General features: G+C 70.4%; 6 protein-coding genes. 5 read left to right on the plus strand and 1 reads right to left on the minus strand.

The annotated features are described in order from the left end of the window. Positions 1–362 precede the first annotated feature (362 nt). The gene (locus VF522_RS24485; protein ID WP_330910958.1) at positions 363–827 is read right to left on the minus strand and encodes a hypothetical protein; all 465 of its coding nucleotides are present in this window, start codon (positions 825–827) and stop codon (positions 363–365) included. Positions 828–938: 111 nt separating this feature from the next. On the opposite strand from VF522_RS24485, the gene VF522_RS24490 reads away from it, so the two are divergent. From VF522_RS24490 to VF522_RS24510, 5 genes are read left to right on the plus strand one after another with little or no spacing between them, the layout of a single operon-like run. Next, positions 939–2,228, plus strand: a complete 1,290-nt coding sequence (locus tag VF522_RS24490; protein WP_330910959.1) for an SDR family oxidoreductase — start codon at positions 939–941, stop codon at positions 2,226–2,228. A gap of 16 nt (positions 2,229–2,244) precedes the next feature. Next, positions 2,245–3,144 carry an NAD(P)/FAD-dependent oxidoreductase gene (locus tag VF522_RS24495; protein WP_330910960.1) on the plus strand — a complete coding sequence of 300 codons (900 nt, stop codon included), beginning with the start codon at positions 2,245–2,247 and terminating at the stop codon, positions 3,142–3,144. 48 nt (positions 3,145–3,192) lie between these two features. Further along, complete coding sequence (locus VF522_RS24500) at positions 3,193–4,305, plus strand: mandelate racemase/muconate lactonizing enzyme family protein (RefSeq protein ID WP_330910961.1); 1,113 nt, start codon at positions 3,193–3,195, stop codon at positions 4,303–4,305. Between the two features lie 10 nt (positions 4,306–4,315). Beyond that, on the plus strand, positions 4,316–5,203 hold the full coding sequence (locus VF522_RS24505) for an ion transporter (protein WP_330910962.1): 888 nt from the start codon (positions 4,316–4,318) through the stop codon (positions 5,201–5,203). Positions 5,204–5,235: 32 nt separating this feature from the next. Beyond that, the gene (locus tag VF522_RS24510) at positions 5,236–5,475 is read left to right on the plus strand and encodes a hypothetical protein (protein ID WP_330910963.1); all 240 of its coding nucleotides are present in this window, start codon (positions 5,236–5,238) and stop codon (positions 5,473–5,475) included. The last annotated feature ends 45 nt before the right edge of the window (positions 5,476–5,520 follow it).

Below are 5,520 nucleotides of genomic sequence, written 5' to 3' on the forward strand. Positions count from 1 at the left end.
GGCACCGGTGTCGCGAGTCAGAATCGTACGCACGGCTCGATACGCTTCGCTCTCGTAGCCGCGCTGGGCCGCCTGCCCGGTCCTCGCAGGCGCCATGCCTTCATGCGCGACCCCGGCCCCGCCCGCACGGGGGCTGGCAGCAGGGCAGGGCGGTGGCGCATCGATCCGTTGCTGTCGTCACCGCCATGGGGCCTGGCGTAGGGTGGGCAAGCTCGCTTGCCCACCGTTTCACCGTGGGCCGCATGGTGGGCAAGCAAAGCTTGCCCACCCTACAGCGATCATGACTTGCTCGATCAGGCAGAGCGCGCGCCGCCTGGCGCGACGCACCAGACGCCCTGCATCACGCCTCCGCGGGGATGACGCTAGCGCTTCTTCATCAACACGCTGCCGATCGCCATCCCCAGCGCGAAGCACGCGTACACGTTGATCATCTCCGGCCTGCCCAGGCGGTGTTCGAAGCCCGGCGTCAGGCGCTTGGGCGTGAGCTGGTAGTCGACGAAGCTCGCGACCGCCGCGGCGGTCACCGCGCCGGCCACCGCGGGCAGTGGCCGTTTCGCTTCCTCGCGCGCGCCCCAGGCCTTGGCGTGCAGCGTCGCCCAGAAGATCGAGGCGAGGTGGTGCGTGACGTAGCCCGTTGCGGTGTACGTCATGCTCGGCTCGTCCTCCTGCAGCGCCTGGTTGCCGAAGATCCAGTGGCTCACCGCGTTCAGCGGCGCCGCCGGTTCGCCGCGGCGCGTGCCGGCCCAGGCGAGATAGGCCGCCGAGAAAACGGCCGCGAACGTGCCGGAGACGACGCCTTCGCGCAGGGCTTGCTTCCAGGTGGTCATTCCCGCAAGTCTAGGTAACCATGGACGGGCCGTGGGGCCACGCTCTCAAAGGGTAACGATGCGAGCCACCGCGCGCGGCGGCTCGCCTAGACTGGCCGCTTTCGCCTCCACATGCGCATCCTGCTGACCGGTGCCACGGGCTTCATCGGCCGCGCTGTCGCGCAGGCCCTGGGCGCGCGCGGGCACACGGTGCTGCGCGTGCTGCGGCGGCCGCCGGCGGGCGCGCAGGACACCGTGCAGGCGGACTTCGCCGCGGTGCCGCGCCAGGACTGGTGGGTCTCCCGGCTGGCCGGCGTCGACGCCGTGGTGAACGCGGTGGGCATCCTGCGCGAGCAGGGCCGACAGAGCTTCCGCGCGCTGCATACCGAAGCACCGGCGGAATTGTTCCGGGCCTGCGCCGCGGCCGGCGTCGGCACGGTGGTGCAGGTGTCGGCCCTCGGCGCCGACGACTCCGCGCACACGGGCTACCACCTCAGCAAGAAGGCCGCGGACGACGTGCTGCGTGGCCTGCCGTTGCGCGGAGCGATCGTGCAGCCTTCGCTGGTGTACGGGCCGGGCGGCAGCAGCACGGCGCTCTTCGACAAGCTCGCGGTCGCCCCGGTGCTGCCCTTCCCGGCGGCCGGGCGCATGGCGGTGCAGCCGGTCCACCTCGACGACGTGGTGGCCGGCATCGTGCGGCTGGTGGAAGCGCCGCCGCCGCGCGTGGAAACGTTTGCCTTCGCCGGATCGCGTCCGTTGCAGCTGCGCGAGTACCTGGGCGAACTGCGGCAGGCGATGGGCGAGCGGCGGCGGCAGTGGATCGTCCCCATGCCTGCAGCGTGGTTCCGGCTGGGCGCGAGCATCGCCGGCCACGTCCCCGGCAGCATGCTCGACCGCGATACCGCCGCCATGCTGCTGGCCGGCAACGCCACGCAGCAGAACGCGCTTCCGCAGCTCCTGGGCCGCGCGCTGCTTCCTCCGGGCGACTTCATCGCGCCGGCCCTGCGGGAGACGGCGCGGCGCGAAGCGGTGCTGGACCTGTGGCTGCCGGTGCTGCGCGTCGCGCTCGCGCTGATGTGGATCTGGACCGCGATCGTGTCCCTCGGGCTCTACCCCGTGCAGGACAGCTACGCGCTGCTGGCGCGCGTCGGCTTGCATGGCGCGATTGCAAGCATCGCGCTGTATGGCGCCGCCTTGCTCGACTTGCTGCTCGGCGTGCTGACCCTGGCCGCCCCCGCGCGCTGGCGGCGGCCGGTGTGGCTGTTGCAGCTGGCGCTCGTCGCCGGCTACACCGTGCTGGTCACCTTCTTCCTGCCCGAATACTGGCTGCATCCCTACGGACCGGTCACCAAGAACCTGCCCATCCTCGCAACCATCGCGCTGCTGTGGGCGCTGGAGCCGCCCGCCAGGCGGATGAGCTGATGGACGACCTGGACGCATGAAAGAAGAACTCCTCGACTGCCTGATCGTCGGCGGCGGCGCGGCAGGCCTCACCGCCGCCGTGTACATGGGCCGCTACAAGCGCCGCGCGCTGGTGCTGGACGACGACGGCAGCCGCCTGCAGTGCATCCCGCGCACCCGCAACGTCCCCGGTTTCCCCGACGGCATCGAAGGCCGGGAGCTGCTGCAGCGCATGCGCGCGCACGCGGAGAAGTACGGAACGCGCACGGTGCGAACGCGCGTGGAGCAGCTGCGGAAACGCGACGACGGCACCTTCGAGGCGCGCAGCGCGGACGGGCTCTGGCGCGCGCGCTTCGTCATCCTCGCCACCGGCGCGCGCGACGTCGAGCCGGACATCGACGGCATGGAGGCCGCGGTGCAGGCGGGCCAGGTGCGCTATTGCCCGGTGTGCGACGGTTACGAAACGCAGGGCCAGCGGGTGGCCGTGCTCGGTCGCGCCGGGCACGGGCTGCGCGAGTCGCTGTTCGTCTCCACCTGGGCGCGCGAACTCACCTGGCTGGCCATGGCCACGCAGCACGAAGTCGATCCCGCCGAACTGGCGCGGCTGCGGGAAGCGGGCGTGCGCATCGCCGAAAGCCCGCCGCATCGCATCGAATGCGGCGTCGACGGCGTCGGCGTGCGGGTCGAGCTGCAGAACGGCGAGGTGCTGGAGTTCGACACGCTCTACCCGGCGCTGGGCCTCGAGCACGCCTGCGACCTGGCCACCGCGCTGGGCGCGCGCGCCCGCGACGACGGCCAGCTGGAAGTCGACGCGCACCAGCAGACCTCGATCGAAGGCCTGTACGTGGCCGGAGACGTTGCGGTGGACCTGAACCAGATCGCCGTCGCGGCGGGGCACGCAGCGATCGCGGCGACGGCCATCCACAACCGCCTGTAGCCCGGCTGCGGCTAGGATGGCGGCACAACGAATTCCGGAGACAGCGCCATGAAGATCGCCCGCGTCGAGCCTTTCATCCTGCACGTGCCCGTGACGGGCTCGCAGATCGCCGACAGCACCCACAGCATCACGCACTGGGGCGTGGTCGGCGCCCGCATCGACACCGACACCGGGCTGTCCGGCTACGGCTTCACTGGAACGCATGCCCATCTTGCGGGCGACCAGCTGATCACGCGCTGCATCGAAACCTGCCACGCGCCGCTGCTGGTGGGCGAGGATCCGCGCGAGGTGCAGAAGCTGTGGCACAAGCTGGCGCGCAATCCGGCGCTGCAGTGGATCGGCCGTGCCGGCATCACCACGCTGTCGCAGGCGGCGATCGACGTCGCGCTGTGGGACCTGAAGGCGAAGGCGGAGGACGTGCCGCTGTGGAAGCTGCTGGGAGGGCCGGTGCGCGAGCGCGTCCGCGCCTACAACACCGACATCGGCTGGCTCTCCATCGCCGACGACAAGCTGGTGGAAGGCGCCCGGCGCGCGGTGGAGCAGGGCTTCAGCGGCATCAAGATCAAGGTGGGTTCCACGGTGGAGCGCGACCTGCGCCGGCTCGCTGCGGTCCGCGAGGCGATCGGGCCGGACGTCACGCTGGCCGTCGACGGCAACGGCAAGTGGGACCTGGCCACCTGCCTGCGCTTTTGCCGCGGGGCGGAGGAACAGGACGTGTACTGGTTCGAGGAGCCGCTCTGGTACGACGACGTCAAGGGCCACGCGCAGCTCGCGCGCGCCACGCGCATCCCGGTGGCGCTGGGCGAGCAGCTCTACACGCAGGACGCCTTTTCCGAGTTCTTCCACCAGCAGGCGATCCACTGGGTGCAGCCGGACGTGACGCGCATGGCCGGCCTCACCGAGGTGCTGCGCGTGTGCGAGGCGGCCCACGGCTGGCGGCTGCCGGTGGCGCCGCATGCGGGCGACATGAGCCAGGTGCACGTGCACCTCGCCTACGCGCACCCGGCGGTGCAGGTGCTGGAGTACATCCCCTGGATCAAGGACTGCTTCACCGATCCGGCCGAGGTGCGGGACGGCTTCTTCCGGCTGCCGCAGGTGCCGGGCGCCGGCACCACGCCGACACCGCAGGCGTGGGAGAAATTCCGCCGGCCGGCGGCCTGAGGCGCGACGCATGACGCCGGGCAGCGAAGCGGAGATCCTGGGCAAGCCGGAGGAGCCCTGGCGGCGGCGCCTGTTCGAGGTCATCTTCGAGTCGGAGACCCCGGCCGGGCGCGCCTTCGACAAGGCGATCATCACGGCCATCCTGGTGAGCGTGGCGGTGGTGGTCGCCGACAGCGTGCCGTCGCTGCACCAGCGCTTCCGCACCCTGTTCGACGTCGCCGAGTGGTTCTTCACCGTCCTGTTCACGGTCGAATACCTCGCGCGGCTCGCCAGCGTCAAGCGGCAGCTGCGCTATGCCCTGAGCTTCTTCGGCATCGTGGACCTGCTCTCGGTCCTGCCGACCTACCTGGCCCTGCTGTTCCCGGAAACGCACGCGCTGATCGACGTGCGGATCCTGCGGCTGCTGCGCATCTTCCGGATCTTCAAGCTCACCGACTACATCGTCGAATACCAGATGCTCGGCGAGGCGCTGGCCGCCAGCCGGCGCAAGATCCTGGTGTTCCTGTCGGCCGTGCTGATGGTGGTGCTGATCCTCGGGACGCTGCTGTACGTGGTGGAGGGGCCCGAGCACGGATTCGTCGACATCCCGACCTCGGTGTACTGGGCGATCACGACCATCACGACCGTGGGCTTCGGCGACATCACGCCCAAGACGGACGCCGGGCGCTTCATCGCTTCGTGCTGCATGCTGCTCGGCTGGGGAACGCTGGCCGTGCCCACGGGGATCGTGACGGCGGAAATGACCGCGCGGCACCACCTGCGGGCGCCGACGCTCGCGCGCGCCTGCGAAAACTGCGGAGCCACGGGTCACGGGCCCGAGGCGCGCTACTGTCAAATGTGCGGCACGTTGTTACCGCTGCGGGAAAACGCGAATCTGCGTCCGCCCGGCAGCGGCTAAGTTGGAAGTCTTCATTCCGCGAGGAGAGCCTCATGCGTGCAATCTTCCTGCTGGCCGCCGGCGCCGTGCTGGCCTCTTCGGCCTGGGCCCACAACTGCCCGAACGAGATGAAGGCCATCGACGCCAAGCTGGCGACCAAGCCGCAGCTGTCGAAAGAGGATTCCGAGAAGGTGACCAAGCTGCGCGCGAGCGGCGAGGCGCACCACAAGGAGGGCAAGCACGCCGAGTCGATGAAGGACCTGGGCGAGGCGAAGAAGCTGCTGGGGATCTAGGGACGGGATGCTGGGGTTGCACCCCAGCCTACAGGACCCCCGTAG

This window comes from Ramlibacter sp. (assembly GCF_036383835.1).
Lineage (GTDB): Bacteria > Pseudomonadota > Gammaproteobacteria > Burkholderiales > Burkholderiaceae_C > Ramlibacter.

Coding starts and splice junctions, on each gene's coding strand:
- VF522_RS24485 (WP_330910958.1), bottom strand. CDS start 827: ATGACCACCTGGAAGCAAGCCCTGCGCGAAGGCGTCGTCTCCGGCACG.
- VF522_RS24490 (WP_330910959.1), top strand. CDS start 939: ATGCGCATCCTGCTGACCGGTGCCACGGGCTTCATCGGCCGCGCTGTC.
- VF522_RS24495 (WP_330910960.1), top strand. CDS start 2,245: ATGAAAGAAGAACTCCTCGACTGCCTGATCGTCGGCGGCGGCGCGGCA.
- VF522_RS24500 (WP_330910961.1), top strand. CDS start 3,193: ATGAAGATCGCCCGCGTCGAGCCTTTCATCCTGCACGTGCCCGTGACG.
- VF522_RS24505 (WP_330910962.1), top strand. CDS start 4,316: ATGACGCCGGGCAGCGAAGCGGAGATCCTGGGCAAGCCGGAGGAGCCC.
- VF522_RS24510 (WP_330910963.1), top strand. CDS start 5,236: ATGCGTGCAATCTTCCTGCTGGCCGCCGGCGCCGTGCTGGCCTCTTCG.